Annotated in this window: 27 protein-coding genes; 16 read left to right on the top strand and 11 right to left on the bottom strand. The window is 68.4% G+C overall.

Translation table 11 applies throughout. The annotated features are described in order from the left end of the window. Window positions 1–12: 12 nt before the first annotated feature. The 3 genes from rimI to PMI14_RS21765 are packed head-to-tail and all read right to left on the bottom strand — an operon-like array spanning window position 13 to window position 2,240. Window positions 13–492 (bottom strand): ribosomal protein S18-alanine N-acetyltransferase, encoded by a 480-nt coding sequence (rimI, locus tag PMI14_RS21775; RefSeq protein ID WP_007857549.1) that lies wholly within the window; start codon window positions 490–492, stop codon window positions 13–15. A gap of 13 nt (window positions 493–505) precedes the next feature. After that, window positions 506–1,225, bottom strand: a complete 720-nt coding sequence (tsaB, locus tag PMI14_RS21770) for a tRNA (adenosine(37)-N6)-threonylcarbamoyltransferase complex dimerization subunit type 1 TsaB (protein WP_007857548.1) — start codon at window positions 1,223–1,225, stop codon at window positions 506–508. A 19-nt stretch (window positions 1,226–1,244) separates the two neighbouring features. Beyond that, the gene (locus PMI14_RS21765) at window positions 1,245–2,240 is read right to left on the bottom strand and encodes a DMT family transporter (protein ID WP_035205030.1); all 996 of its coding nucleotides are present in this window, start codon (window positions 2,238–2,240) and stop codon (window positions 1,245–1,247) included. Window positions 2,241–2,300: 60 nt separating this feature from the next. Here PMI14_RS21765 and dacB point away from each other — a divergent pair, with 60 nt between their 5' ends. The 4 genes from dacB to PMI14_RS21745 all read left to right on the top strand — a co-directional run bounded on the left by dacB (window position 2,301) and on the right by PMI14_RS21745 (window position 7,220). Then, complete coding sequence (gene dacB, locus PMI14_RS21760) at window positions 2,301–3,761, top strand: D-alanyl-D-alanine carboxypeptidase/D-alanyl-D-alanine-endopeptidase (protein ID WP_007857546.1); 1,461 nt, start codon at window positions 2,301–2,303, stop codon at window positions 3,759–3,761. Between the two features lie 134 nt (window positions 3,762–3,895). After that, on the top strand, window positions 3,896–5,200 hold the full coding sequence (locus PMI14_RS21755; RefSeq protein WP_007857545.1) for a lipase family protein: 1,305 nt from the start codon (window positions 3,896–3,898) through the stop codon (window positions 5,198–5,200). A gap of 166 nt (window positions 5,201–5,366) precedes the next feature. Beyond that, window positions 5,367–6,509: an SGNH/GDSL hydrolase family protein gene (locus tag PMI14_RS21750; protein ID WP_369751506.1), complete on the top strand. Its 1,143-nt coding sequence runs from the start codon at window positions 5,367–5,369 to the stop codon at window positions 6,507–6,509. Window positions 6,510–6,548: 39 nt separating this feature from the next. Continuing rightward, entirely contained in the window at window positions 6,549–7,220 is a 672-nt protein-coding gene (locus tag PMI14_RS21745) for an OmpW family protein (protein ID WP_007857543.1), read from the top strand. A gap of 73 nt (window positions 7,221–7,293) precedes the next feature. On the opposite strand, the gene PMI14_RS21740 is transcribed toward PMI14_RS21745, so the two are convergent. From PMI14_RS21740 to purE, 4 genes are all read right to left on the bottom strand, one after another. Then, the gene (locus tag PMI14_RS21740) at window positions 7,294–8,250 is read right to left on the bottom strand and encodes an SGNH/GDSL hydrolase family protein (protein ID WP_007857542.1); all 957 of its coding nucleotides are present in this window, start codon (window positions 8,248–8,250) and stop codon (window positions 7,294–7,296) included. 85 nt (window positions 8,251–8,335) lie between these two features. After that, window positions 8,336–9,352 carry an L-threonylcarbamoyladenylate synthase gene (locus tag PMI14_RS21735; RefSeq protein WP_007857541.1) on the bottom strand — a complete coding sequence of 339 codons (1,017 nt, stop codon included), beginning with the start codon at window positions 9,350–9,352 and terminating at the stop codon, window positions 8,336–8,338. Window positions 9,353–9,371: 19 nt separating this feature from the next. After that, a complete protein-coding gene (locus PMI14_RS21730) occupies window positions 9,372–10,541 on the bottom strand; it encodes a 5-(carboxyamino)imidazole ribonucleotide synthase (protein ID WP_007857540.1) in 1,170 nt (389 codons plus the stop codon). Next, window positions 10,538–11,035 (bottom strand): 5-(carboxyamino)imidazole ribonucleotide mutase, encoded by a 498-nt coding sequence (purE, locus tag PMI14_RS21725; protein ID WP_007857539.1) that lies wholly within the window; start codon window positions 11,033–11,035, stop codon window positions 10,538–10,540. Before purE ends, PMI14_RS21730 begins: the two co-directional genes overlap by 4 nt. 154 nt (window positions 11,036–11,189) lie before the next feature. Here purE and trxA point away from each other — a divergent pair, with 154 nt between their 5' ends. Continuing rightward, on the top strand, window positions 11,190–12,095 hold the full coding sequence (gene trxA, locus PMI14_RS21720; protein WP_007857538.1) for a thioredoxin: 906 nt from the start codon (window positions 11,190–11,192) through the stop codon (window positions 12,093–12,095). A 61-nt stretch (window positions 12,096–12,156) separates the two neighbouring features. Here the strand turns inward: trxA and PMI14_RS21715 are convergent, their stop codons facing one another. Beyond that, the gene (locus PMI14_RS21715; protein WP_007857537.1) at window positions 12,157–13,077 is read right to left on the bottom strand and encodes a phosphoribosylaminoimidazolesuccinocarboxamide synthase; all 921 of its coding nucleotides are present in this window, start codon (window positions 13,075–13,077) and stop codon (window positions 12,157–12,159) included. Between the two features lie 203 nt (window positions 13,078–13,280). Here PMI14_RS21715 and PMI14_RS21710 point away from each other — a divergent pair, with 203 nt between their 5' ends. The 4 genes from PMI14_RS21710 (at window position 13,281) to hprK (ending at window position 16,651) form a co-directional block, all read left to right on the top strand. After that, window positions 13,281–14,516 carry an MFS transporter gene (locus PMI14_RS21710; RefSeq protein WP_007857536.1) on the top strand — a complete coding sequence of 412 codons (1,236 nt, stop codon included), beginning with the start codon at window positions 13,281–13,283 and terminating at the stop codon, window positions 14,514–14,516. A 230-nt stretch (window positions 14,517–14,746) separates the two neighbouring features. Further along, window positions 14,747–15,082 (top strand): ribosome hibernation-promoting factor, HPF/YfiA family, encoded by a 336-nt coding sequence (hpf, locus tag PMI14_RS21705; RefSeq protein ID WP_007857535.1) that lies wholly within the window; start codon window positions 14,747–14,749, stop codon window positions 15,080–15,082. A 108-nt stretch (window positions 15,083–15,190) separates the two neighbouring features. After that, the gene (locus PMI14_RS21700) at window positions 15,191–15,658 is read left to right on the top strand and encodes a PTS sugar transporter subunit IIA (protein WP_007857534.1); all 468 of its coding nucleotides are present in this window, start codon (window positions 15,191–15,193) and stop codon (window positions 15,656–15,658) included. A 36-nt stretch (window positions 15,659–15,694) separates the two neighbouring features. After that, window positions 15,695–16,651 carry an HPr(Ser) kinase/phosphatase gene (hprK, locus tag PMI14_RS21695; RefSeq protein WP_007857533.1) on the top strand — a complete coding sequence of 319 codons (957 nt, stop codon included), beginning with the start codon at window positions 15,695–15,697 and terminating at the stop codon, window positions 16,649–16,651. 122 nt (window positions 16,652–16,773) lie between these two features. Here the strand turns inward: hprK and fur are convergent, their stop codons facing one another. Then, on the bottom strand, window positions 16,774–17,190 hold the full coding sequence (gene fur / locus PMI14_RS21690; protein WP_007857532.1) for a ferric iron uptake transcriptional regulator: 417 nt from the start codon (window positions 17,188–17,190) through the stop codon (window positions 16,774–16,776). Between the two features lie 85 nt (window positions 17,191–17,275). Here fur and PMI14_RS21685 point away from each other — a divergent pair, with 85 nt between their 5' ends. From PMI14_RS21685 to lptE, 6 genes are all read left to right on the top strand, one after another. Next, window positions 17,276–17,848, top strand: a complete 573-nt coding sequence (locus tag PMI14_RS21685; protein ID WP_007857531.1) for an outer membrane protein assembly factor BamE — start codon at window positions 17,276–17,278, stop codon at window positions 17,846–17,848. A 60-nt stretch (window positions 17,849–17,908) separates the two neighbouring features. Further along, the gene (gene dapB / locus PMI14_RS21680; protein WP_007857530.1) at window positions 17,909–18,739 is read left to right on the top strand and encodes a 4-hydroxy-tetrahydrodipicolinate reductase; all 831 of its coding nucleotides are present in this window, start codon (window positions 17,909–17,911) and stop codon (window positions 18,737–18,739) included. A 22-nt stretch (window positions 18,740–18,761) separates the two neighbouring features. After that, a complete protein-coding gene (locus tag PMI14_RS21675; RefSeq protein WP_007857529.1) occupies window positions 18,762–19,451 on the top strand; it encodes a MotA/TolQ/ExbB proton channel family protein in 690 nt (229 codons plus the stop codon). Beyond that, entirely contained in the window at window positions 19,448–19,888 is a 441-nt protein-coding gene (locus tag PMI14_RS21670; protein ID WP_007857528.1) for a biopolymer transporter ExbD, read from the top strand. The genes PMI14_RS21675 and PMI14_RS21670 overlap by 4 nt, the downstream gene beginning before the upstream one ends. 98 nt (window positions 19,889–19,986) lie before the next feature. After that, window positions 19,987–22,698 carry a leucine--tRNA ligase gene (leuS, locus tag PMI14_RS21665; protein WP_007857527.1) on the top strand — a complete coding sequence of 904 codons (2,712 nt, stop codon included), beginning with the start codon at window positions 19,987–19,989 and terminating at the stop codon, window positions 22,696–22,698. Window positions 22,699–22,700: 2 nt separating this feature from the next. Then, window positions 22,701–23,201, top strand: coding sequence for an LPS assembly lipoprotein LptE (gene lptE / locus PMI14_RS21660; RefSeq protein WP_007857526.1), 501 nt, complete (start codon window positions 22,701–22,703; stop codon window positions 23,199–23,201). A gap of 2 nt (window positions 23,202–23,203) precedes the next feature. On the opposite strand, the gene rocF is transcribed toward lptE, so the two are convergent. Further along, the gene (gene rocF / locus PMI14_RS21655; protein WP_007857525.1) at window positions 23,204–24,157 is read right to left on the bottom strand and encodes an arginase; all 954 of its coding nucleotides are present in this window, start codon (window positions 24,155–24,157) and stop codon (window positions 23,204–23,206) included. 234 nt (window positions 24,158–24,391) lie between these two features. On the opposite strand from rocF, the gene holA reads away from it, so the two are divergent. Next, on the top strand, window positions 24,392–25,447 hold the full coding sequence (gene holA / locus PMI14_RS21650; protein WP_007857524.1) for a DNA polymerase III subunit delta: 1,056 nt from the start codon (window positions 24,392–24,394) through the stop codon (window positions 25,445–25,447). A gap of 12 nt (window positions 25,448–25,459) precedes the next feature. Here the strand turns inward: holA and PMI14_RS21645 are convergent, their stop codons facing one another. Continuing rightward, window positions 25,460–25,741, bottom strand: a complete 282-nt coding sequence (locus PMI14_RS21645; RefSeq protein WP_007857523.1) for a hypothetical protein — start codon at window positions 25,739–25,741, stop codon at window positions 25,460–25,462. Between the last annotated feature and the right edge of the window lie 434 nt (window positions 25,742–26,175).

The following is a 26,175-nucleotide window of genomic DNA, read 5'->3' as shown; positions in this document are numbered from 1 at the left end:
ATTGGCAGGTTCTCACAGGGGCAGGCTCATGACCACCGCGTCCTCGCGCTGGCCATGGTGGGCAGGGTAATAGCGCTTGCGCTCGCCCACGCGGCGAAAGCCGTGCGTCTCGTAAATGTGCTGGGCGCGCAGGTTGCTCACGCGCACCTCCAGCCACAGCCACTGGGCGCCCTTGCCGCGCGACCACAGGGCCAGTGCGTCCAGCAGCACGCGGGCCCAGCCCTGGCGCTGGAATTCGGGCGTGACGGTGAGGTTCAGCAGGTGCACTTCGTCCACCCCCATCATGGCCACGAAATAGCCCAGCAACCGGTCGCCGCCCAGCAGCAACTGGCACTCGTAGCGCGAGGCCATGGCGTCGATGAAGTTGCCCCGCGTCCAGGGGTGGGTGTAGGCGCGCTGCTCCACCTCCAGCACCGCATCGAGCTGTGCCAGCGTGAGGGCTTCCAGGCGCGCCTCGGGGGCATCGGCAGAAGGGGTGGGTACGGCGCTCATGCAGGCGGTCGGTTCAGGGCGGGTTGGGCGTGGTGGCCTGGGCGGCGCGCAAGGCGTCCCGCTCGGCGGTGGTTTTCGCCACTTTATCGCGGATGTAGCGCGGCAGGGCGTCGCTGGCGGGCACGGCGCCCCCTGCGGCCAGCAGGGCCGGCGCCAGGCGCAGCAGTGCGGTGGCCGTGGGCAGGGCCCGTACATGGGCGGCCAGGGGCGCCAGGCGCTCGCCATAGGGCGCTTGCGCATTGCCGGCCACGCTCCAGCCGTCGGGCACCTCCACGGTCTCAGGGGCGCCCAGGCCGAAGTCGGCATCGGCCTGCCAGCGGCCCTCGGCGGGCTGCCATGCACAGCGGGCGCTGTAGACCTCGTCCATGCGTGCGTCGAGCACCGCCACCACCTGGGTAGAGCCATGCTGCAGGCGCGCCTCCTCGGCCACGGCCAGCAGCGTGTCCACCGGCAGCACGGGCACGCCCGCGCCGCCGCGCGCCCCGAAGGCCAGGCCCTGGGCCACGGCGCAGGCCGTGCGCAGGCCGGTGAAGGAGCCCGGTCCCCGGCCGAAGACGATGGCGTCCAGCGTGGCGAACGACAGGCCGGCCTCGGCCAGCAGGCGGTTGATGGCCGGGATCAGCGTGGCCGAGGCCTGCGCACCGCCCGGGCCCGTGTGCTCGCGCACCAGATCCCCGTGCTGCACGGCGATGGACAGGGTGTCGGTGCTGGTATCGAAGGCAAGCAGGTTCATGGCGGTGGCAGGCGGGACATCAGGCCGCAGATTTTCCGGAAGCGGTGGGCAGGGAGGAGGCGGGCGCGGGGCTCTTGCGCAGCACGCCCAGCAGGATACCCGTGGTCACGAGCGCCAGGCCCGCGCCCAGGTTCCAGTGCATGGGCTCGTCCAGCAGCAGCACCGCGCCGATGGCCGACAGCCCCGGCACCAGCGCCGTGATCATGGTGCTGCGCACGGGGCCGTAGTGCTGGATCATGCGCGTGAAGGCAATCCCCGAGATGACCACCGAGCCACCGCCCTGGAAGACCAGCTGGAACAGGATCTCGCTCCAGGGCGCGTGGCCGAGGTGGCTGGTGACCATGCCCAGGGCCACCAACGCCCCGTACACCGGTGCGTAGACCAGCAGCGCAAAGGCGGTGATGGCGATCGTGGCCTGCACTGCATCCACCGCAAGGCGCCGGGCCTGCACGCTGTAGGCGGCCCAACTGGCTGCGGCGAGCATGAACAGCACGTCGCCTTTCCACACATCCCCGCCCGCAAAGCCCGCCAGCAGGCTGCGTCCGCCCACCAGCAGGTCGCCGGCCACGATGAGCGCCAGGCCCAGTGCGCGCAGGGGGGTGATGCGGTCATGCAGCACGAGCACGGCCAGCAGAGCGGTCCACAGCGGCAGGCTGCCGGGCATGAGCACGGCGGCATGGGTGGCCGGGGCATGGAAGAAGCCCGCATAGGCCAGCACGGCATACAGCAGGCCGCCAAACAGGCCCAGCAGGGCCGTGGTGGAGAGCGGCAGCGGCGAGATGCCGGCGAGGCTGGATGCGGGGGCGCTGGCACCCATTTGCACCCTGCGCCGGTGCACCAGCCACCAGCCCCAGGGCACCAGCACCAGGCTGGCGCCGACGATGCGCAGCAGCGTGATGTCCAGCGGCGTGAGGCTGCGCTGCGCCGAGGCGCGGGCAATCACGATGAAGCTGGTCCAGAGGGTGACGGTCACCAGGGCCGCCAGCAGGCCCATGGCCCGGGGAGAAAAGCGCATCCGGGGATTATCGGTGGGCCGGGCAGGCCGTGCCGGAGGTGGGCGATAGACTCCCCCTCCATGTTGTCTGTCCCTTCGTTGACCCGTCTGTCCCTGACCTCCCTGGTGCCTCTTGCCGTGCTGCTGTGGGGCATGCTGCCCCCCGGTGCCCGCGCCCAGGCGCCAGCCCCAGCGCCGCTGCCTCCCGAAGTGGAGGCCGCGCTGTCCCGCACGCGCCTGCCGCGCGAGGCACTCTCGGTGCTGGTGGTCGATGCCCAGGGCGGTGCGCGGCAGGCGCCGCGCCTGGCGCACCGCGCCCAGGTGCCGATGAACCCGGCCTCGGTGATGAAGCTGGTCACCACCTACGCCGCGCTCGACCAGCTCGGGCCGGCCTACACCTGGAACACCCCGGTCTACGTGCAGGGCACGGTGCAGGACGGTAGCCTGCGCGGCAATGTCTATATCCAGGGCCAGGGCGATCCCAAGCTGGTGATGGAGCGCCTGTGGCTGCTGTTGCGGCGCCTGCAGGCCCAGGGCATCCAGGTCATCGTGGGTGACATCGTGCTCGACCGCACCGCCTTCGACGTGCCCGAGCAGGACCCTGGTAGCTTCGACAACGAGCCCCTGCGGCCCTACAACGCCTCGCCCGATGCCCTGCTGGTGAACTACAAGTCCCAGGTGATGACCTTCGTGCCCGATGCCGCTGCCGGCCTGGCGCGCATCCAGTACGACCCCCCGATGGCCGGCGTGCAGCGCCAGGCGTCCGTGGCGCTGGCCGCCCCGGGGGCGGAATGCGGCGATTGGCGCGGCGCCCTGCGCGCGGAGTTTTCCGACCCGGCGCGCATTGCCTTCCAGGGCGTGTTCCCGTCCAGTTGCGGCGAACGCGTCTGGCCGATTGCGCCGACGGACCCGCGCGGCTTCGCGGCGCGCGCCGTGGAGGGCATGTGGCGCGAGCTGGGCGGCAGGCTCACGGGCAGCGTGCGTGACGGCAAGGTGCCGGCCGGCCTGAAACCCGCCTTCGTGGCCACCTCGCCCGCGCTGGCCGAGGTGGTGCGCGATGTGAACAAGTACAGCAACAACGTCATGGCGCAGCAGGTGTTCCTCACGCTGGCCCTGGGGAACAAGGGGGCTCCCGCGACCTTCGACGGCGCGCGCGAAGCCCTGCGCCGCTGGTGGCAGCTGCGCTTTGGTGATAGCGACCAGCCGGTGGCCGACAACGGTGCGGGCCTCTCCCGCGATGCGCGCATCACGGCCCAGGGCCTGGCGCGCATGCTGCAGTCGGCCTGGGCCTCGCCGGTGATGCCCGAGCTGGTGTCTTCCCTGCCCATCGCCGGGGTGGACGGCACCTTGCGCCGCAGCCAGGCCCGCGGCGCGGCCCACCTCAAGACCGGCAGCCTGCGTGACGTCATGGCCATCGCCGGCTACGTGCATGGCGCCAGCGGCCGGCGCTACGTGCTGGTGGCCATGGTCAACCATGCCAACGCCGGAGCCGCCCGGCCGGTGCTCGATGCGCTCACCGACTGGGCCGCGCGCGACCAGTAGAAGCCGCGCGCGGACCCTGTCGCGCAGGCGTCCGAACGCTCTCGTAAACCCCAATGGCTACGCCAGTGCCGGTGCGCGCACGATGCTGCGTTACCATCCGCCGACATAGCCCATACAGAGAGAGGATTGCAACCATGAAGTACTTCCGCCTGACGTGTACCGCCGCCGTAGCGGCCCTGCTGGCCGCCTGCGGCGGCTCCGAGGACCCCTCGCGCGGGGACCTGATGGATCCTCCCAACATCCTGACCACGCTGACTGCCGCGCAGATCGATGCGGGCACCACGTCCAGCGGCCTCAGGGCCCTTGCCGGCAAGGCACGCTGCGACGTGAAGGTCGTGGCACTCAACTACTACACGGCAGGTGCCAAGGTGGGTGAACTCACCAACGCCTCGGGGGTGATGCTGGTGCCCGCAGGCACCTGCAGCACCGAAAAGACCGCCCTGCTGGCCTATGCCAAGGGCACCGACGTGCAAAAGCCGCGCACCCTGGCCAACCCGCAGGACAGCGAAACCTTCCTGCTGGCCGCGATGTACGCCTCGCAGGGCTATGCGGTGGTCGCTACCGACTACCTCGGGTTCGCCAAGTCGGGCTACAGCTACCACCCCTACCTGCACGCCGATTCGGAAGCCACTTCGGTGATCGATTCGGTGCGCGCTGCGCGCAAGGCCTCCGCCTCGGTAGGCGGCAACCTGTCGGGCCGGATCCTGTTCACCGGCTACTCGCAAGGCGGCCATGCCTCCATGGCCGCGCACCGCGCCGCCGAGCGCGACTATGGCAACGAGTTCGACGTGGCGGCCGGTGCCCACCTGGCCGGGCCCTACAACCTGTCGGGTTCGCTGCGCATCCCCGATGCGATCGCGGGCGTGCAGTTCTTCGTGCCTTACCTGGTGACGGCCTGGCAGAAGGTCTACGGCAATATCTACAGCGACGTGAAGCTGGCCTTCAAGGCGCCGTACTCGAACTACATCGAGACCCTGCTGCCCAGCCCGACGATGACCTACACCACGCTGGTGACCTCGGGCACCTTGCCCGCCGGCACGCCCAACCAGGCGCGCGACGCGCTGTTCCAGCCGGCCTTCATCGCCAGCAGCCAGACCAACCTGAACGACCCGCTCTACCTGGCTGCCCAGAAGAACGACCTGCTGGGCTGGACGCCCAAGTCGCGCGTGCTGCTGTGTGGCGGATCGGGCGACCCCACGGTGCCGCCCGCCGTGCACCAGAACGTGATGGCGGCCGATTTCGCCAGGCGCGGCGTGACCAATGTGATCTCGGTGGATGTGGACGGACCCATCCAGGCCACCTTCGGCCCCGGTGGCGCAGCGCCCACCGACCCCGCGTCTGCAGCCTTCGCCACCTACTACGGCGCCTACCACGGCACCTATGAGCCACCGTTCTGCCATGCCCAGGCGCGTGCCGTCTTCGACGTCATCGTGAAGTAAGCGGTCTCACCGCGCACTCCCAAGCCGACCCGCGGGTCGGCTTTTTTCATGCTGCGCGGCTTGGTAGTTTCCCGGGCGGGCAATCAGGAGACACGGGGTTAGGATGGTTGTTGCAAAAAAGCACGGTCGTGCTTTTTGTAATCGTCTTTTCTGGAGAACTCCCTTGATTGCACAAACATGCAAGACCGCGCTGTCGGTCCTGGCCACGGCCTGCCTTCTGGCAGCCTGCGGTGGCGGTGGCTCGGACACCGCGCCTGCGGCACCGGTGACCTCGGTGAAGGTCGCGGGCGATAGCCTGGCCGACAGTGGCACCTTCGGCTTCAAGGCCACCGTGCAGGGGGCCGCAGCCACGGGGGCCGGGTCCACCCCGATCTGGCCCGAGCGTGTGGCCACCAGCTATGGCCAAACCCTGTGCGCGCACTACCTGTTCAACGGCACGGCGTTCGTGGCCAACAACAGCTGCTCGAACCACGCCGTGAGCGGTGGCCGCATCAACAACTTCACCGCGCCGACCTCTCCGGTGTCCATCACCCAGCAGCTCAAGGACCTGGGGAATGCCGGCTACAGCCCGGCCGACCTGGTGCTGGTCGACGGTGGCGGCAACGATGCGGCCGACCTGGTGGGTGCTTACCTGCGCGCCTCCGCAGACAATGGCCAGGCCTACGCGGCCGTGCTCACCAGCGTGCTGCCCGCAGCTACCGTCAACGCCGCCCTGGCCAGCGGTGCCACGGGGATGGCGCAGGTCGGTGGTGCCTACATGCAGGCGCTGGCCCAGCAGTTCGCCGCGACCATCCAGGCCAACACGGTGGCCAAGGGGGCCCCGCGCGTGGCCGTGCTGAATGCACCGGGCATCACCCGCACACCCCGCTTCCAGATGGTGCTGGGGTCCATCGCCGCCCAGCGCGGTGCCGACGCGGCCAAGCAGGCCGAGGCCCTGTTCGACGGCTGGGTCCAGGCCTTCAATGCACAACTGGCCACCAGCCTGGCGGGTGACGCCAAGATCGTGGTGGTGGACTTCTACACCTCGTTCAAGGACCAGTCGACCAACCCTGGGCAGTACCAGCTGACCAACGCCAGCACGCCCGCCTGCCCGGCAGCAGGGGTGGGCAGCGACGGCCTGCCGACCTACAGCTTCCCGACCTGCACCGCGGCCGCGCTGTCTGCCATGGCGCCCCCAGCAGGAGCCACCGGAGGGGCGGACTGGTGGAAGAGCTACGGCTTCTCCGACAGCTTCCACCCCACGCCCTACGGCCACCAGCTGATCGGGCAACTGGTCTCGCGTTCGTTGTCGCGTGCAGGCTGGCTGTAAGGCTTCGCCGTGACCTCCGTACTTTTCAAGGAGTTTCCCATGCACCACTTTTCCCGGCTGGGCCTGGCGACGGCAGCCTTGTTGCTGTGCGCTGGCGCCTCGGCACAGGTTGCCGGCACGTTCAGCGTGCGCGCAGGCTTCACCCACATCGCCCCGCAGGTCAAGAGCGGCAACCTCAGCGCCCCGAGCTTTCCGGGCACCACCGTGGACGTGGGCAATGCCACCTCGCTGTCGGGCGGCGTGAACTACATGCTGACCAACCACTGGGCCGTGGATGTCCCTCTGGCGCTGCCGTTCAAGCACGATATCGAGGGCGATGGCGCCATCGCCGGCGTGGGCAAGCTCGGCGAGACCAAGGTCCTGCCGGTCACGGTGTTCGCGCAGTACCGCTTTGCCGAGCCCGAGGCGAAGTTCCGCCCCTATGTGGGGCTGGGCCTGACCTACAGCCGCTTCTTCAAGACCCGCAGCACGGCCACCCTGAGCGGCCTGACCGGTGGCACGCCGTCGCGCCCCACGACAGCGTCGGTGGACAACAAGTGGGGGCTGACGCCCCAGATCGGCTTCGTCTGGAGCATCAACGACCGCTGGTCGGTCGATGCCGCCTACTACAAGAGCTTCCTCAAGACCACGACACACCTGTCGTCAGGCCAGTCGATCACCACGCGGTTGAACCCCGACGTGATCGCCATCGGGGTCGGCTACCGGTTCTGAGGCCCCGAGCAGACACAAAAAAGCCGACCCTGGGTCGGCTTTTTTCTTGGGGCCGTCTCGGCCGCAGCGCGGCTTACCAGCGCGCGCGCAGGCGGTCGTAGGCGTAGTTGCCGAACTGGCGGTGGGCGTTGGGCGTCAGGTAGACGCTGTCGGCGAACACGTAGGAGTCCTGGTTGGCACCCGTCAGCAGGGTCGAGGGCGTGCACAGGGCCGAGTTGACCTGGCCGGCGCCGATGCCGATGCCGTTGGCCGTGTCCAGCGAGGTGCACACGGGCGTGGTGGCGTTGTTGAAGCCGTAGTTGGCAGGGGTGCCGACATACAGGTTCACGTAGTAGGCCGAGTCCACGTAGAGCACGTTGGCACCCAGGTCGACGATGCTCACCAGCAGGCCTTCGTTGAAGCGGCTGCTGGCATCGCTGAGCAGGGCTTCACGGTTGATGGTCTTGGCCCAGGGCGTCTTGCCCAGGTCGTAGGTGCCGGTGACGACCACGTTCTTGGCGCCCGCAGCGACCAGGCGGCGCACCTGGGTGGCCAGGTCCTGGCCGGCCTTGCGCGCAGCGGCCACCATGTCGGTGGTGCTCTGGGTGCCGGCCGTCACGGCGGCCATGCCGGCGATCACGTCGCTCGGGCCGCCGTTGATGACAATCAGGTCGCCTGTGGTGACGCCGCCGGCGGCCAGGAAGGTGTCGATCTGCTCGGTCACGGTGGGCGTGGTCGCCACACCCGCGGCATCGGGCTTGATCGCCACGCGGGCATTGCCCACGGCATAACTGCGGCCGCCGGCCACAGCCGATGCAGCCAGCGTCTTGCCGTAGCGCGAAGCGATCTGCAGCGTCCAGTTGTTCACGCTGCCATCGTTGACCGAGTAGCGCGTTCCCTTCTGGCCGACGTCGTTGTAAGCGTCGCCAAAGGCCACCAGGCGTTCAGGGTTGAAAGCCGACTCCGTCGTGCTCGAACCGCAGGCCGCAAGCAATGCGGCCGACGCGCATGCGGCCACCAGTACGGTGCGGCGCATCCAATTTGCTGCCATGTATTTCTCCAGAAAATGGGGGGTTAGTTTAACGACGCCATGTCAAGCCATGTAAAGCATTGTCACAGTGCGGCTATGTTTGTGCTCAGGCTGCTGCGGCGCGCTGCAGGCGGTCGCGCACGCCCTCCCATTCCGGGGTGGCGGGCGGGGCTTCGATCCAGATCAGCTTGACTCCGGCATCGTCGAAGCTGCGCAGCACGGCAAAGAGCTGCTGGGCAGTGGCCGACGCATCATCGGGCATGCGGCGCATGACCAGCCTGGACGAGCGCGTGCGCAAGGCCGTGCGGGCATAGATGGCCATGTTGGCGGCGTCGGCACCGAGCAGGTCCAGGCCCGTCTGCAGGGCCTTGGCATCCATCAGCCGCACCTTGGCGTTGGGCGCGTAGTGGGCTTCCAGCGTGCCCGAGGCGCGCGGCGTGTGCGCGGGCAGGTCTTCCTTGGACAGCGGGGCGATGCCGCAGGCGCGGGCGATCTGGGCGCGCGTGATGGCGCCCGGGCGCAGCAGCACCGGCATGCCGCGCGTGCAGTCGACGATGGTCGACTCGATCCCCACCCCGCAGGGGCCGCCATCGAGCACCAGCAGGTCCTCCCCCAGCTCGTCGGCGACATGCCGGGCGGTGGTGGGGCTCACGCGGCCGAACCGGTTGGCACTGGGGGCTGCCACGCCCCACACGGGCGGGCCACCGAGCTCGCTGCCATCGCCGGGGGCTGCGCACGCGGTCAGCAAGGCATGTGCCACGGGATGGGCCGGGCAACGCAGGCCCACGCTGTCCTGGCCGCCGGTGGCGGCCGTGGCCACGCCAGGGCGGCGCGGCAGGATGATGGTCAGTGGCCCGGGCCAGAACGCGTCGACCAGGGCCTGCGCAAAGGCCGGCACCTCGCTGGCGAAATGGGCAATGCCCGAGGCATCGGCCACGTGCACGATCAGCGGGTGGTCGCTGGGCCGCCCCTTGGCGGCAAAGATCTGGGCCACGGCCGCATCGCTGCTGGCGTCCGCTGCCAGGCCATACACCGTTTCGGTGGGCAGGCCCAGCAGGGCGCCGCTGCGCACCGCGCGGGCGGCGGCGGCGATGGATTCGGGCTGCTTGCCGTCGAGGATCATGGAATGCGGTCCGGGCCGGTCAGAAGGGCGCAATGCCCAGCAGGGCCGCGGCCTGGAGGGCGGTGGCGCGCGCGGCATCGGCGCTGTCGGCCGTGATGTTCAGGTGCCCCATCTTGCGCCCGGGCTTGGCGTCGCGCTTGCCGTACAGGTGCAGGTGGGTGCCGGGCAGGGCCAGCACCTGGGCCCAGGGTGGCGTCTGCGCGCTGCCGTCGGCGGCAAACCACAGGTCGCCCAGCAGGTTGAGCATCACCGCCGGGCTGTGCTGGCGCGGCTGGGTGAGCGGCAGGCCGGCCATGGTGCGCACCTGCAGCTCGAACTGCGAGACGTCGCAGGCGTTCTGGCTGTAGTGGCCGCTGTTGTGCGGGCGTGGGGCGATCTCGTTGACCACCAGGCTGCCGTCCTGCAGCACGAAGAATTCCACGCACAGCACGCCCACGTACGAGAGACCGGCTGCGATCGAGACGGCACCGGCGATGGCCTGGCGGGCCAGTGCGTCGGGCAGGTTGCCGGCATGCACCTCGGTCACGGCAAGGATGCCTTCGCGGTGCAGGTTGCGCTGCACCGGCAGGTGCACGCAGGCGCCATCGGCACCGCGCGCGACGATGACCGAGCATTCGAGCGCCAGCGGCAGCATCTTTTCGAGCACACAGGCCACCTGGCCCACGGAATCCCAGGCGGCGGCGAGCTCGGCGCTGGTCTTTACGCGCACCTGGCCCTTGCCGTCGTAGCCCATGCGGGCGGTCTTGAGAATGCCCGGCAGCAGGTCTGGCGAGACGGCAGCCAGTTGCTCGGCCGTCTCGATCACTGCATAGGGCGCGCAGGGCACGCCGCAGCGCACGAAATGGGCCTTTTCCTGCGCGCGGTCCTGGGCCACGGCCACGGCACCCGCAGCGGGCGACACCGGGCGCAGCGCGCCCAGCGCCGCCAGGGCGGTGGCGGGCACGTTCTCGAACTCCGTGGTCACGGCATCGGCCACGCGGGCCAGTTCGGCCAGGCCGGCCGCGTCCTCGTAGCCGGTCTGGATGTGGTGGTGGCTCACCAAGCCTGCGGGGCTGGTCGGGTCGGCATCGAGCACGGCCGTGAAGTAGCCCATGGCCTGGGCCGTGTGCACGAACATGCGGCCCAGCTGGCCGCCGCCCAGGACGCCCAACGTGGCGCCCGGCAGGAGGGGGGCAGAAAGCGTGGTCATGCAGCAGCCGGGGGCAGGGTCATGTTGCGCGCCACTTCGGTCTGCTCGGCGCGAAAGGCTTCCAGGCGCTGGCGCAGCTCGGGGCTCTCGCTGGCCAGCAGCGCCACCGCGAACAGGGCCGCGTTGGCGGCGCCGGCCGTGCCGATGGCGAAGGTCGCCACGGGAATGCCCTTGGGCATCTGCACGATGCTGTGCAGCGAATCCACGCCCTGCAGGTGGCGGCTGGCCACCGGCACGCCCAGCACGGGCACCGTGGTCTTGGCGGCGATCATGCCTGGCAGGTGGGCGGCGCCGCCGGCACCGGCGATGATGGCCTTGAGGCCCCGGCCGGCGGCGGCTTCGGCATAGGCGAACATGTCGTCGGGCATGCGGTGTGCCGACACCACGCGCGCCTCGTGGGAAATGCCGAATTGCTCAAGAATCTGCACTGCATGCTGCATGGTCTCCCAGTCGCTGCTGGAGCCCATGACCACGCCGATCTGGATGGGTTTCATGGTGTGTGTGGAGGCGCTCCGGTGGGCGTGAGCCCGCCGGAACGCTGTAGGTGGAACCCCCGATTTTACGATTTGCGATGGCCCCCCCGCGACGGGGTTGTTTCAATGCGCCAAAATAGCGCCAACTTGCTTCACCGGCCCTGGGCCCCCGACCATGATTGACGTCACCGTAGAAAATTTTGAAGCCGAGGTGATTGCCGCCTCGATGGAAGTGCCCGTGCTGGTGGATTTCTGGGCGCCCTGGTGCGGCCCCTGCAAGTCCCTCGGTCCGGTGCTGGAGAAGCTGGAAACCGAGTACGACGGCCGCTTCAAGCTCGCCAAGATCGACTCCGACCAGGAGCAGCAGTTGGCCGGCATGTTCGGCATCCGCAGCATTCCGACCTGCGTGCTGCTCATGAACGGCCAGCCCGTGGACGGCTTCATGGGCGCCCTGCCCGAGGGCCAGGTGCGCGAATTCCTCGACAAGCATGTGCCCACGGCCGAGGTCCTGGAAGCCGAGGAGCAGGAAGAAGAAGCCCTGGAGGCCCTGGCAGAAGGCGACACCGGCACCGCGCTGGAGAAGCTGCAGCATGCCGTGGCCACCGACCCGGGCAATGACGACGCGCGCTTCGACTACGTCAAGCTGCTGCTGCAGCTGGGCCGCGATGACGATGCCAAGGTGGCGTTCGCCCCGGTGATCGCCAAGGCCCCCAATTCGCGCAAGATCGCCGCGCTCAAGGTCTGGATGGACGCCATCGACACCGTGGCCACCACCGAAGGCGCGGGCGACACGTCCGCGTTCGAGGCCAGGATCGCGGTCAGCAAGCGCGACTTCGACGCCCGCCTGGCCCATGCGCGCTGGCTCATCACCGAGCAGCGCTGGACCGACGCCATGGACGAACTGCTCGAGATCCTGATGCGCGACAAGGCCTGGGGCGAAGAAGTGGCGCGCAAGACCTACGTCGCCATCCTGGAGATCATCGAGCAGCCCAAGGCCAAGGTGGCCGACGGCCAGATCCCGCCGGACGACCCGGTGGTGGCCACGTACCGCCGCCGCCTGTCGAGCGTCGTGCTCAGCTGACCGGCACCATGCAAAAAGGCTCCCCAGGGAGCCTTTTTTGTTGCAGGAACCGGGACGGGTGTCAGCCGACCAACCGTTCCAGCGCCTCGCGGTACTTGGCCGCGGTCTTTTCGATCACCTCGCGCGGCAGGCGCGGAGAGGGTGGGGTCTTGTCCCAGGGCTTGCCGTTGACCTGGGCCTGCTCCAGCCAGTCGCGCACGAACTGCTTGTCGTAGCTTGGCGGGTTCTGGCCGGCGGCGAGCGCCGCTTCATAGCCTTCCACAGGCCAGTAGCGCGAGCTGTCGGGCGTGAGCACCTCGTCCATCAGCACCAGGGTGCCATCGGGTGCCAGACCGAACTCGAATTTCGTGTCGGCAATGATCATGCCCTTGGTCAGCGCGATCTCCGCCGCGGCCTGGTAGATGGCGATGCTCAGGTCGCGGATCTGCGTGGCCAGCGGCAGGCCGATCATCTCCACCGTGCGCTCGAAGGTGATGTTCTCGTCGTGCTCGCCGGCTGCGGCCTTGGCGGCCGGGGTGTAGATGGGCGCTGGCAGCTTGGCTGCATTGGTCAGGCCTTCGGGCAGGGGCACGCCGCAGACCGAGCGCGACTCCTGGTACTCCTTCCAGCCGCTGCCGGCCAGGTAGCCGCGCACCACGGCCTCGACCGGGATGGGTTGCAGGCGCTGCACCAGCATCGAGCGGCCGCGGATCTGCGGGGCCTCGGCCGGGGTGACCACGCTCTCGGGGGCGTCGCCCGTCAGGTGGTTGGGGCAGATGTGGCCGAGCTTGTCGAACCAGAACAGCGCCATCTGCGTGAGCAGCTCGCCCTTGCCGGGGATGGGCTCGCCCATGATCACGTCGAAGGCCGAAAGGCGGTCGCTGGCCACCATCAGGATGCGGTCGTCGCCCACGGCGTAGTTGTCGCGCACCTTGCCGCGCGCCAGCAGGGGCAGCGAGGTCAGGGCGGAGGTGTGCAGGGCGTTGGAGCTGGGCTGGGTCATGGTGTCGGTGTGGGGCAGTCGATGTCCGCTGCGGTCAGGCCTGGGGAAGGGGAGGGCGCGCACCCGCGCGGCCACGTTCTCTGTACAGCAAGCCGATTTTACGCGCCGGGGCCGATGCTCCGGTCGGCAGGGGCTTGTGGGGCCCTTCGAGGGACGGCACACTGCCGGGCTCGCTTTCACCATGCCCTTGCCGGCAATCCCTTGTGCCCACGTCCCATCCCCTTTCTCCCCGCCGCGAACTGTGGCTGCTCCTGACCCTGGCGGGCGTGCAGTTCACGCACATCCTGGATTTCATGATCATGATGCCGCTGGGCCCGCAGCTCACGCGCATCTTCGCCATCAGCGATGCCCAGTTCGGCCTGCTGGTGTCGGCGTACACGCTGTCGGCCGGTGTCTCGGGGCTGCTGGCCTCGACCTACATCGACCGCTTCGGCCGCAAGCGCCTGCTGCTGGCGCTGTATGCGCTGTTCGGCCTGGCCACGCTGGCCTGCGGCCTGGCGCCCACCTACGCCACGCTGATGGTGGCGCGCGTGCTGGCCGGCATGTTCGGCGGCGTGCTCTCGGCCCTGTGCCAGACCGTCGTGGCCGATGTGGTTCCCTTCGAGCGGCGCGGGCGGGCCATGGGCATCGTGATGACCTCGTTCTCGGTGTCCACGGTGGCCGGGGTGCCGCTGGGGCTGGTGTTCGCCGAGTACGGGGGCTGGCACATGCCGTTCTTCGCGATTGCCGCGATGTGCCTGTTGCTGCTGGTGTTTGCCGCGCGCACCCTGCCCACCATGGATGCCCACCTGGCGGCAGGCCAGCAGCGCACGGCCCTGGGCGGCATCGCCGAGGTGCTCAGGGACGCCAACCACCGCCGGGCCTTCGTGTTCTCGGGCCTGCTGATGTTCACCGGCTTCACGGTGATCCCGTACATCACCATCTACATGCAGGCCAATGCCGGCGTGCGCACCGACCAGGTGCCGCTGATCTACCTGTGCGGCGGCGTGGTCACCCTGTTCACGGCGCGCCTGTTCGGGCGCCTGACGGATGCGCGCGGCAAGGTCCGCACTTTCCGCTGGCTGGCCCTGGCGGTGGGGCCGTGCCTGCTCGGCATCACCACGGTGCATGGGGTGCCGCTGTGGGTGGTGCTCACGGTGTCCACGCTGATGTTCGCCTTCATGAGCGGGCGCATGATCCCCGGCATGGCCATCATCACCTCGGCCGCCAACCCGCAGCTGCGCGGCACGTTCATGACGCTCAATGCCTCGGTGCAGTCCGCGGCCATGGGCGTGGCTTCGCTGGTGGGGGGCGTGCTGATCAGCCGCGATGCCCAGGGGCTGGTACAGGGCTACTGGATGGCTGCGGTGGTGGGCACCGTTGCCAGCGTGCTGTCCATCGTGGTGGTGGGGCGGCTGGTGCTGCATGGCGCAGCGCCGGGGCCTGCAGGCAAGGCCTGAGGCGTGGCTCCTGTGGGGCGGGCTGCCCCTGCCAACTCAGCCATTGTGCGCCCTTTTCGGGCCGCTGGCACCTCGCCGGGCATAACCCATTGGGCAGGGGCGGTATGGGATTGCATTTCGATGACAGCAGGGGCATAGTGAACCCGTCAATGGATGCATCCAAGTTCGCCGGGCCGGCCCTCTGATCCAGGGCGGCATTTGTTCCACCGAGAGCCACAGGAGACTTATTTATGAACTTGACGATCAGCGGTCACCACCTCGAAGTTACCCCAGCACTGCGCAGTTATGTGACAACCAAGCTGGACCGGATCAATCGCCATTTCGACCAAGTAGTAGACGTCAAGGTGCTGCTGACAGTAGAGAAGCAAAAGGAAAAGGAAAAGCGCCAGCGAGCGGAATGCAATATCCATGTGAAGGGCAACGACCTGTTTGCCGAGAGCTCCCATTCCGACCTGTATGCTGCGGTGGATGAGCTGGTCGACAAAATGGACCGCCAGGTGGTGCGCCACAAGGACCGCCTGCAGGACCACCACCACGAAGCTGCCAAGCGCGAAATGCACGCCTGAGCGTTGCATTGCGGGCCACAGCAACCGCCCCTGGAGGCGGTTTTTTTGTGGCCCCTTGTAAATTGCTCAGGGTTTTTGCCAATATGTGCATAATTGTTACCTCTGACCATGAACCGACTCGCCTCCATCCTGCCTCCCGCCCAAGTGCTTGTGAGCGTGGACTCCACCAGCAAGAAGCGTGCTTTTGAAGAGGCGGGTCTGCTGTTCGAGAGCCAGCACGGGCTCTCGCGTGCCCTGATCACCGACAGTCTCTTCGCGCGCGAGCGCCTGGGCTCGACGGGCCTGGGCCATGGCGTGGCCATCCCGCATGGCCGCATCAAGGGCCTCAAGGCGCCCATGGCGGCGGTGTTCCAGCTGGCCCACCCCATCGGTTTCGACGCCCCGGACGAAATGCCGGTGGCGCTGCTGATCTTCCTGCTGGTGCCCGAGGCCGCGACCCAGAAGCACCTGGAGATCCTCTCGGAGATCGCCGAGCTGCTGAGCGACTCGGTGCTGCGCGAAAAGCTCAAGGCCAGCACCGATGCGGCCGAGCTGCACGGCATGATCGCCGGCTGGCAGTCCACCCAGGCCGCCTGACCTGCGCGGCACCGCGCATTCCCCCGCATCCTTGCCGTGAAACCCAATGTTGTCAGCGCCGACGTCCTGTTCGAGGAATTCCGCAGCGCCCTGAAATGGGAGTGGGTTGCGGGCCTCGGTGCCTCCGAGCGCCGCTTCGACGAAGTGGCGGTACGCTCCGCCCGCTCGGGCGCCGACCTGGTCGGCTACCTCAACTACATCCATCCCTACCGGGTGCAGATCCTGGGCGAGCGCGAGATCGCCTACCTGAGCAATGCCTCCCCCGACGACTGCAAGCGCCGCATCGCCCGCATCGTGACGCTGGAGCCGCCGGTGCTGGTGCTGGCCGACAACCAGACCGCGCCCGATGCGCTGGTGTCGATGTGCGAGCGCGCGCAGATCCCGATGTTCTCCACGCACGAGTCCTCGGCCTTCGTGATCGACGTGCTGCGGGCCTACCTGTCCAAGCACTTCGCCGACCGCACGACCATGCACGGCGTGTTCATGGACATCCTGGGCTTGGGCGTGATGATCACCGGCGAATCGGGCCTGGGCAAGAGCGAACTCGGCCTGGAGCTGATCTCGCGCGGCAACGGCCTGGTGGCCGACGACGCGGTGGACCTGTTCCGCATCAACCAGACCACCATCGAGGGCAAGTGCCCCGAGCTGCTGCAGAACCTGCTGGAAGTGCGCGGCATCGGCCTCTTGGACATCCGCGCCATCTTTGGCGAGACGGCCGTGCGCCGCAAGATGCGCCTGAAGCTCATCGTGCACCTGGTGCGCAAGGAAACGCTGGAGCGCGACTACGAGCGCCTGCCCTATGAGCCGCTTACCCAGGACGTGCTGGGTGTGCCCGTGCTCAAGGTGGTGATCCAGGTGGTGGCCGGCCGCAACATCGCCGTGCTGGTCGAAGCCGCCGTGCGCAACACCATCCTGCAGCTGCGCGGCATCGACACCTACCAGGAATTCGTCGAACGCCACCGCCGCGCCATGGAGCGCGACACCGGCGGCTAGCGGCGCTCAGTCAGGCCGCCGAAACTGGCGCGGCCATACCAGTGCTCCCGCGCAAGGGCCGCCCCGCCGCGCTGGGAGCGTCCCCCCCTGGGGGGAAGGCGCCGCAGGCGACTCAGGGGGAGTCATTTCTTCGCGCAATCGGCGCACTGGCCGTAGAGCGCCATGGTGTGGTCCTGCACCAGCCAGCCCTTGGACTTGGCCACGAGTTGCTGGCGCTTTTCGATCTCGGGGTCATAGAACTCCTCGACCTTGCCGCAGGACGTGCAGACGAAGTGGTCGTGGTGCGAGCCCTCGTTGAGTTCGTACACGGCCTTGCCGCTCTCGAAGTTGCTGCGGATCAGGATGCCCGCCTGCTCGAACTGCGTGAGCACGCGGTACACGGTGGCCAGGCCGATGTCCGAGCGCTCCTCGAGCAGCACGCGGAACACGTCTTCGGCCGTCATGTGGCGCTGCGTGCCCTTCTGGAAGATCTCCATGATCTTCAGGCGGGGCAGGGTTGCCTTGAGGCCGGTGCTTTTGAGTTCGTCGATATTGGTCATGGATTGGTCCTGGTTGCCGGTGGCCCGGGAAGGGGAGAGAGGCTGCCGCTACAATGGTTTGATCATATCCTCAGCTCTTTCCCCCATGCCAGTCAAAGCCCGTATCAATGCCCGCCTGGGCTGGATCCTGTTGGTGGGTGCCGTCGTCGGCACCCTGGCGGGGTGCGGCAGCCTGGACGGCGCCAGCCGCCGCCTGGCCACCGTGGTCACGCCGTACAAGATCGACATCGTGCAGGGCAATTTCGTCTCGCGCGAGCAGGTCGAGGCCTTGAAGCCCGGCCAGAGCCGCCAGCAGGTGCGTGAAATCCTGGGCACCCCCCTGGTGACCAGCCTGTTCCACTCCAACCGCTGGGAATACGTCTTCACCCTGAAGAAGCCCTCGGCCGAGCTGCAGACCCGCAAGCTCACGGTGTTCTTCGAGGGCGACGTGCTGGCGCGTTCGGAAGGCGACGAAATGCCCTCCGAGGCTGAATTCGTCGCCTCGCTGGACGGCGGCCGCACCGGCAAGGGCAAGGTGCCCGTGCTGGAGGCCACGCAGGACCAGCTGGCGCGCTACCCCGCACGCAAGGCCGAGACCCCTGCCGAGAAGGCCGCCGATGCCGCCCCGCAGGAGCTCGTACCTGCCCGCTACCCGCCCCTCGAAGCGCCCGGGCGCTGACCGGGCGGCCCCCCATGGGGGCTTTTTTCATTGTCATCCATTAGCGAACCCAGGAATCACATGGCAGGGAACACATCGACAACCTCCACCCCCGTGCGCGTGGCCGTTGCCGGCGCATCGGGCCGCATGGGCCGCATGCTCATCGAGGCCCTGCGCGCCACCGACGACTGCGTGCTCGCCGGCGCACTGGACGTGGCCGCCAGCCCCGGCATCGGCTCGGATGCCACCGCCTTCCTCGGCCATGCCAGCGGCGTGGCCATCACCTCGGACATCAAGGCCGGCCTGCAGAACGCCGACGTCCTGATCGACTTCACGCGCCCCGAGGGCACGCTGGCCCACCTGGCGGTGTGCGCCGAGCTGGGCGTGAAGATGGTCATCGGCACCACCGGCTTTTCCGACGAGCAGAAGGCCGAGATCGCCGCCCTGGCGCAGCGCACGGCCGTGGTCATGGCGCCCAACATGAGCGTGGGCGTCAACGTCACGCTCAAGCTGCTGGAGATGGCCGCCAAGGCCATGGCCACCGGCTATGACATCGAGATCATCGAGGCCCACCACCGCCACAAGGTGGATGCGCCCTCGGGCACCGCGCTCAAGATGGGCGAGGTCATCGCCGAGGCCATGGGCCGCGACCTCAAGGAATGCGCCGTCTACGCCCGCGAAGGCATCACGGGCGAGCGCGATCCGTCCAGCATCGGCTTTGCGGCCATCCGCGGCGGCGACATCGTGGGCGACCACACCGTACTGTTCGCGGGCATCGGCGAGCGCATCGAGATCACGCACAAGTCCAGCAGCCGCACCACCTACGCCCAGGGCAGCCTGCGCGCCGTGCGCTACCTGGCCGCCCACCAAACCGGTCTGCACGACATGTTCGACGTGCTGAACCTGAAGTAAGAAACCAAGGCCGTACACGCGCATGGACGCATTCCACTGGTGGCGCCAGGGCGACGCGGTGACACAGGGCACGGCCCTGCTGCTGCTGGGCATGTCCGTTGCCAGCTGGGTGGTGATCGTCTGGAAGCTGCGCCTGCTGCGCCGTGCCAGTGCCGACGTGGCGCGCTGCGTGGCCGCCGTCTGGCAGGCCCCGTCGCTGCCGGAGGCCGCGCTGCGCCTGCAGGGCTTTGACCGGCTGGCCCTGGTGCTGCCCATGGTGCAGGCCGTCAACACCGTGGCCGACCAGGCCTCCCCCGCTGTCCTGGCTTCCATGGGCAGCCTGTCGCAGCGGCTCACGCGCGTGCTGCGTGACGCCTTGCACGCGGTGCTGGGCCGCCTGCAGTTCGGCCAGGTGCTGCTGGCCACCGTGGGCTCCACGGCGCCGTTCGTGGGCCTGCTGGGCACCGTCTGGGGCATCTACCATGCGCTGTCGGCCATGGCGGGGGCCGGGCAGATCACCATCGACCGCGTGGCCGGCCCCGTGGGCGAGGCCCTGGTCATGACCGCCGCCGGACTGGCCGTGGCCATCCCGGCCGTGCTGGCCTACAACGTCTGCGGCCGGCTCATCGGGCGCATCGAGGCCGACCTGGAGGGGTTCGCCCGGGATTTGCGTGAACTGCGCACCGATATGGCGCACGCGGCCGCCGTGCCCGTGGGCAGGGTGGCCGAATGAGCTTCGGCAGGCTGGAACGTACGCCGGGTTCCCAGCCCATGAGCGACATCAACATGACGCCGCTGGTCGACGTGATGCTGGTGCTGGTGGTGATCTTCATCCTCACTGCGCCGCTCATGGCCAGCGCCATCCGCCTGGACCTGCCGCGCGCCGAGGGCACCGCCTCCGGGGCGCCGGCCAGGGCCCTCACGCTGGTGGTGGACCGCACGGGCCAGGCCTTCCTCGACGACCAGCCGCTGGCACAGGCCGCACTGGCCGAGCGCCTGCAGCGCATCGGCGCCACCGCGCCCGACACCGAAGTGCAGCTGCGCGCGGACGCCGCCGTGCCCTATGGTCGCATCGTCGAGATCATGGGCGCAGCCCATGCCGCGGGCCTGCAGCGCATCGGTTTCGTGGCCGATCCGCAGACCGCCGCCCAAGCCCCGAAAAAGCCCTGAAACCCGGGCTGCCGGGCCCGCTCCCGCGGCGGTTCGCCCGACAGCCTAAAATCCGCGCAGCGCAGTCCTGTGGCTGCACCATCCTGACCCGAGCCTCCATGCAAGACAAATACTCTCCCCAAGAGGTTGAGCGCGCCGCGCAAGACCACTGGACCGCCCGCGATGCCTACCGCGTGGTCGAAGACGCGAACAAGAAGAAGTTCTACGCCTGCTCGATGCTGCCCTACCCCAGCGGCAAGCTGCACATGGGCCATGTGCGCAACTACACCATCAACGACATGCTCACGCGCTACCTGCGCATGAACGGCCACAACGTGCTCATGCCCATGGGCTGGGACGCCTTCGGCCTGCCGGCCGAGAACGCGGCGCTCAAGAACGGCGTGCCGCCTGCGAAGTGGACGTACGAGAACATCGCGTACATGAAGACGCAGATGCAGGCCATGGGCCTGGCCATCGACTGGTCGCGCGAAGTCGCCACCTGCGATCCCGAGTACTACCACTGGAACCAGTGGCTGTTCCTGAAGATGCTGGACAAGGGCATTGCCTACCGCAAGACCCAGGTCGTGAACTGGGACCCGGTGGACCAGACCGTGCTGGCCAACGAGCAGGTCATCGACGGCAAGGGCTGGCGCACCGGCGCCACGGTGGAAAAGCGCGAGATTCCCGGCTACTACCTGAAGATCACCGACTACGCCGAAGAACTGCTGGACTTCGTGACCGGCGACAAGCTGCCCGGCTGGCCCGAGCGCGTCAAGCTCATGCAGGAGAACTGGATCGGCAAGAGCGAAGGCGTGCGCTTTGCCTTCCTGCACGACATCCAGGGCGATGACGGCGCGCTGATCGGCGACGGCCGCATGTACGTCTTCACCACGCGCGCCGACACCATCATGGGCGTGACCTTCTGCGCCGTGGCGCCCGAGCACCCACTGGCGGCGCATGCCGCGCGCAGCAACCCGGCGCTGGCGGCCTTCATCGAGGAATGCAAGAGCGGCGGCACCACCGAGGCCGAGCTGGCCACGCAGGAAAAGAAGGGCCAGCCCACGGGCCTGTTCGTGACGCACCCCATCACCGAAGAGCAGATCCCGGTGTGGGTGGGCAACTACGTGCTCATGGGCTATGGCGACGGCGCCGTGATGGGCGTGCCCGCGCACGACGAGCGCGACTTTGCCTTCGCCCTGAAGTACGACCTGGAAATCAAGCAGGTGGTGCTGGTGGACGGCGAGCACTTCAACTACCACCAGTGGAACGACTGGTACGGTGACAAGCAGCGCGGCGTGACCATCAACTCCGACAGCTTCAGCGGCATGGGCTACAAGGAGGCCGTGGCCGCCGTGGCCCACGCGCTGCAGGCCAAGGGCCTGGGCGAGACCAAGACCACCTGGCGCCTGCGCGACTGGGGCGTTTCGCGCCAGCGCTACTGGGGAACGCCCATCCCCATCATCCACTGCGAGGAGCATGGCGCCGTGCCCGTGCCGGAAAAGGACCTGCCGGTGGTGCTGCCCACCGACTGCGTACCCGATGGCTCGGGCAACCCGCTGCACAAGCACGAGGGCTTTCACGCCGGCGTGGTCTGCCCCGTCTGCGGCAAGGCCGCGCGCCGTGAGACCGACACCATGGACACCTTCGTGGACAGCTCCTGGTACTTCATGCGCTACTGCGACCCGAAGAACGACGACGCCATGGTGGCCGACGGCACGGCCTACTGGATGCGCGACCAGAAGGCCGCGACCGGTGGTGCCGGCATGGACCAGTACATCGGCGGCATCGAGCACGCCATCCTGCACCTGCTGTACGCACGTTTCTGGACCAAGGTCATGCGCGACCTGGGGCTGGTGACGGTGGACGAACCGTTCGCCCACCTGCTCACACAGGGCATGGTGCTCAACCACATCTACTTCACGCGCGACGAGAAGGGCGGCAAGAGCTACTTCCCGCCCGAGGGCGTGACCCCCGTGCTGGATGCCCAAGGCCGCATCATCGGCGGCAAGCTGAACGAGGCCGAAGGCCAGTTCGCGCAGGGCCTGCTGCTGGAGTATGGCGGCGTGGGCAAGATGGGCAAGACCGAGCGCAACGGTGTCGATCCGCAGGACCTGATCGCCAGGTACGGTGCCGACACCGCCCGCCTGTACACCATGTTCACGGCCCCGCCCGAAGCCACGCTGGAGTGGAACGATGCGGCCGTGGAAGGCAGCTACCGCTTCCTGCGCCGGGTGTGGAACTTCGGCTTCAAGCTCGCAGCCATCGACCGGGACGCGGCGCTGGCCAGCGTGGCCGGCGCCACGAGCCTGGCCGACGTGCAGTTCGGCAAGGAGGCCAAGGCCCTGCGCCTGGAGCTCCATACCGTGCTCAAGCAGGTGGACTACGACTACCAGCGCATGCAGTACAACACGGTGGTCTCGGGCGCGATGAAGATGATCAACGCGCTCGAAGACTTCAAGGCCACCGACTCGGCAGGCGCCCAGGTGGCGCTCATCGAGGGCTTCGGCATCCTGCTGCGCAGCCTGTACCCCGCCACGCCCCACATCGCCCACGCGCTGTGGGCCACGCTGGGCTATGCCGGTGCCCTGGGCGAGCTGCTCGACGCGCCCTGGCCCCAGGTGGACGCCGGTGCCCTGGTGCAGGACGAGATCGAGCTCATGCTGCAGGTCAACGGCAAGTTGCGCGGCTCCATCCTCGTGTCGGCCCAGGCCGACAAGGCCGAGATCGAGCGCGTTGCGCTGGCCAGCGAAGCCTTCATCGCCCAGGCCGCAGGGGCTGCGCCCAAGCGCGTGATCGTGGTGCCCGGGCGCCTGGTGAACGTGGTGGTGTGAGCATGCTGACCAAGCGCACCTTGCTCATGGCGGCACCTGCCGCATTGCTCACCGCCTGCGGTTTTCGCCTGCGTGGCGTGCCCGAGTTCTCGTTCGACGTGCTGTTCATCGCCGCGCCCCCCAGCTCCACGCTGGCGCGCGAGCTGCAGCGCACGCTGGACGGCTCGGGCAGCAAGCTCACGGTGCTGCGCGATATGGCGGACCTGCCCAAGGCCCAGGTCGGGCTGGAGCTGCTGTCCGAGCAGCGCGAGCGCGTGGTCGTGGGGCAGAACGCCTCGGGCCAGGTGCGCGAACTGCAGCTGCGGCTGCGCGTGAAGTTCCGGGTGCGCGGTGCCAATGGCGCAGAACTCCTGCCCGAGACCGAGCTGCTGCAGCAGCGCGACATCAGCTACAACGAAACCATCGCCCTGGCCAAGGAGGCCGAAGAGGCCCTGCTGTACCGCAACATGCAGACCGACATCGTGCAGCAATTGCTGCGCCGCCTGGCGGTCGTGAAGCGCTGAGGCTACTTCAGCGGGGGCACCCGCATCAGGGTGCTTTTTCCGAAGAGTGATTCCACCAGGTCCACGGCCACCTCGGCCGTCTGGTTGCGCACGTCCAGGGCCGGGTTCAGTTCCATGATGTCCAGCGAGGCCAGGCGGCCGCTGTCGGCGATCATCTCCATGCACAGCTGGGCCTCGCGGTAGGTCGGGCCGCCGGGCACGGTGGTGCCCACGCCGGGGGCAATGCCCGGGTCCAGGAAGTCCACGTCGAAGCTCACGTGCAGGTGGGTGTTCTCGTCCATGCCGGCCAGGGCCTGCTGCATGGCCTGGCGCATGCCGATCTCGTCGATGGCGCGCATGTCGAACACCTCCAGCCCCTGCTCGTGCACCAGGCGCTTCTCGCCCGCATCCACGCTGCGGATGCCGATCTGGCGCACCTGCTGCGGCCGCAGGGTCGGGCCGCCATCGGGCATGCCGGCCAGGCCCGTGAGTTCGATGGGTCCCAGCCCGCACAGGCAGGCCACGGGCATGCCATGCACGTTGCCGCTGGGCGTGAGGGCGCTGGTATTGAAGTCGGCATGGGCGTCGAGCCAGAGCACGCGCAGCGTCTTGCCCGTCTCGGCGCAATGGCGTGCCACCGCGCTGATGCTGCCCAGGCCCAGGCAGTGGTCGCCGCCAAGCAGGATGGGCAGGCGGCCCTGCTGCAGCTCGGCATGCACGGCATCGAACACCAGCTGGTTCCACTGCACCACTTCGGGCAGGTGGCGGTAGCCGTCCACCGGCGGCAGCCAGGGATTGGCCGGGCCGTTCAGGTTGCCGCGGTCTGCCACCTGCAGGCCATGGCGCTCCAGCGCCGCCTGCAAGCCCGCCACGCGCAAGGCCTCCGGGCCCATGGACGCGCCGCGGGCTCCGGCACCGATGTCGGTGGGGGCGCCGATCAGACTGGCGGCAGGGTGCGTTGCAGGGAGGATGGTCATGCGTGGGTGCCTTTGTGAGGGGGAATGGGCTGCTGCTGCAACGCGGGTAGCGCCACGGCCATGCAGGGCGTTATTGTGGGTCGGCGCGCGGGCAATGGAAAGCCAAAAGCCTGTGCAATTCTTGCCAAAGATTGATCAATTTGTACGACCTTGTTGGCATTTGGTACGGCGCAGGCTTTCTGCACCGTGCCGGGAGGTCGCAGGGGAGCGTGCCACGCGTTTAGACTTTGCACCATGCAAGTCGCCCTGGCCCAACTCTCCCCCCACCTCCAAAAGGGCCTGTCGCCGCTGTATGTGCTGCATGGCGATGAAGCGCTTTTGCAGCAGGAGGCGGCCGACGCCATCCGCGCCACGGCGCGCAGCCAGGGCTATACCGAGCGCAGCTCGTACACGGTAGCGGGCGCCCACTTCGACTGGAGTGCCGTGCTGGCCGCAGGGGGCTCGCTGAGCCTGTTTGCCGACAAGCAGATCGTGGAGATCCGCATCCCGTCGGGCAAGCCGGGCAAGGATGGCAGCGTGGCGCTGCAGCAGATCGCCGAGGCCGCCCGGGGCAACGACAGCACCCTGACCCTGGTGATTCTGCCGCGCCTGGACAAGGCCACGCGCACGGGCGCCTGGTTCGCCGCGCTGGAGGGCAACGGCACCTCGATCCAGATCGACCCCATCGAGCGCGGCATGCTGCCGCAGTGGATCGCCCAGCGTCTGGCCACCCAGGGCCAGCGCGTGGTGGCGGGCGAGGAGGGCCAGCGCACGCTGCAGTTCTTTGCCGACCGCGTGGAGGGCAACCTGCTCGCCGCCCACCAGGAGATCCAGAAGCTCGCGCTGCTGCACCCACCGGGCGAACTGACCCAGGCCCAGGTCGAAGCGGCCGTGCTCAATGTGGCGCGCTACGACGTGTTCAAGCTGTCCGAGTCGGTGCTGGGCGGCCACACTGCGCGCGTGCAACGCATGCTCGACGGCCTGCAGGCCGAGGGCGAGGCCGAGGTGCTGGTGCACTGGGCGCTGGCCGAGGACATCCGCGCCCTGAAGCGCGTGAAGGACGCGATGAACGCCGGGCGCCCGCTGCCCATGGCCCTGCGCGAGAACCGCATCTGGGGGCCCAAGGAGCGCCTGTTCGAGCGCATCCTGCCCAAGGCCAGCGACGCGGCGCTGGCGCGCCTGCTGCAGTCGGCCCACACGGTGGACGGCATCGTCAAGGGCCTGAAGGTGCCCGACTGGCCTACCGATGGCTGGCAGGCCCTGCAGCGCCTGGCGCTGCAGCTGTGCAGGCTGACAAGTTCGGCAAAGTAGCCCGCACTGCGTTCAGCGCGCGTCCAGCGTGCCGCGCGCCTTGTCCACCCACATCTGCAGGTTGGCCACCAGGTCCTTCTGGCTGAATGAGCAGCTCTCCTCGGAGAACAGCGCGCTCGATTCGAGCCGGTCCAGCAGGTTCAGCAGGACTTCGCTGTAGCGCGGCGGCAGGGCCGCGAGCAGGTCGGCCTGTCCGCGCGCCAGCGTGCTCAAGGACGCGGCACTGGCTGCGCCCTCGCTGAAACGCGCCAGGGCGGCTTGCAATGTGGTGAGTTGGTCGTGTTCGGCTGCCATGCCCCAAGTATCCGCGAAAGGCCCTGGCGGCCCGGTAGCAGCACGGCCGTGCACTTTTGCGTGCCGGCTTCGTGCACAAGTTCACGCCCTGCCCGCCGGCCTGCGCTGCACACCATTGTTTGCAAAGCCGGCCGCCGTCAGACTCGCGGCCAAGCGGTTCGCAGCCATGCATCACACACAGATGGCGGCACGGCGGACACCGCTGGTTCATGGAGCCCTCCATGGGTTCCAGGTGTTTACCTGTTTGATTTACGACTGACCGAATTACTGAGAGAACCGATGAAGTACCTGATGAAGAACAAGACTTTCCGCACGGCCGCAGCCCTGGGTGCTGCCGCACTGTGCAGTGCTTTTGCGATGACCTCGGCGCACGCGGTGCAGCCGGCCATCTCCATGGGCTACGACCACGCCCTGGTGCTGCGCGCCGACGGCAC

Source organism: Acidovorax sp. CF316, from assembly GCF_000276605.1.
Lineage (GTDB): Bacteria > Pseudomonadota > Gammaproteobacteria > Burkholderiales > Burkholderiaceae_C > Acidovorax.
The sequence above is the reverse complement of the archived record's forward strand: the minus strand, read 5'-3'. Positions and strand labels throughout refer to the sequence as shown.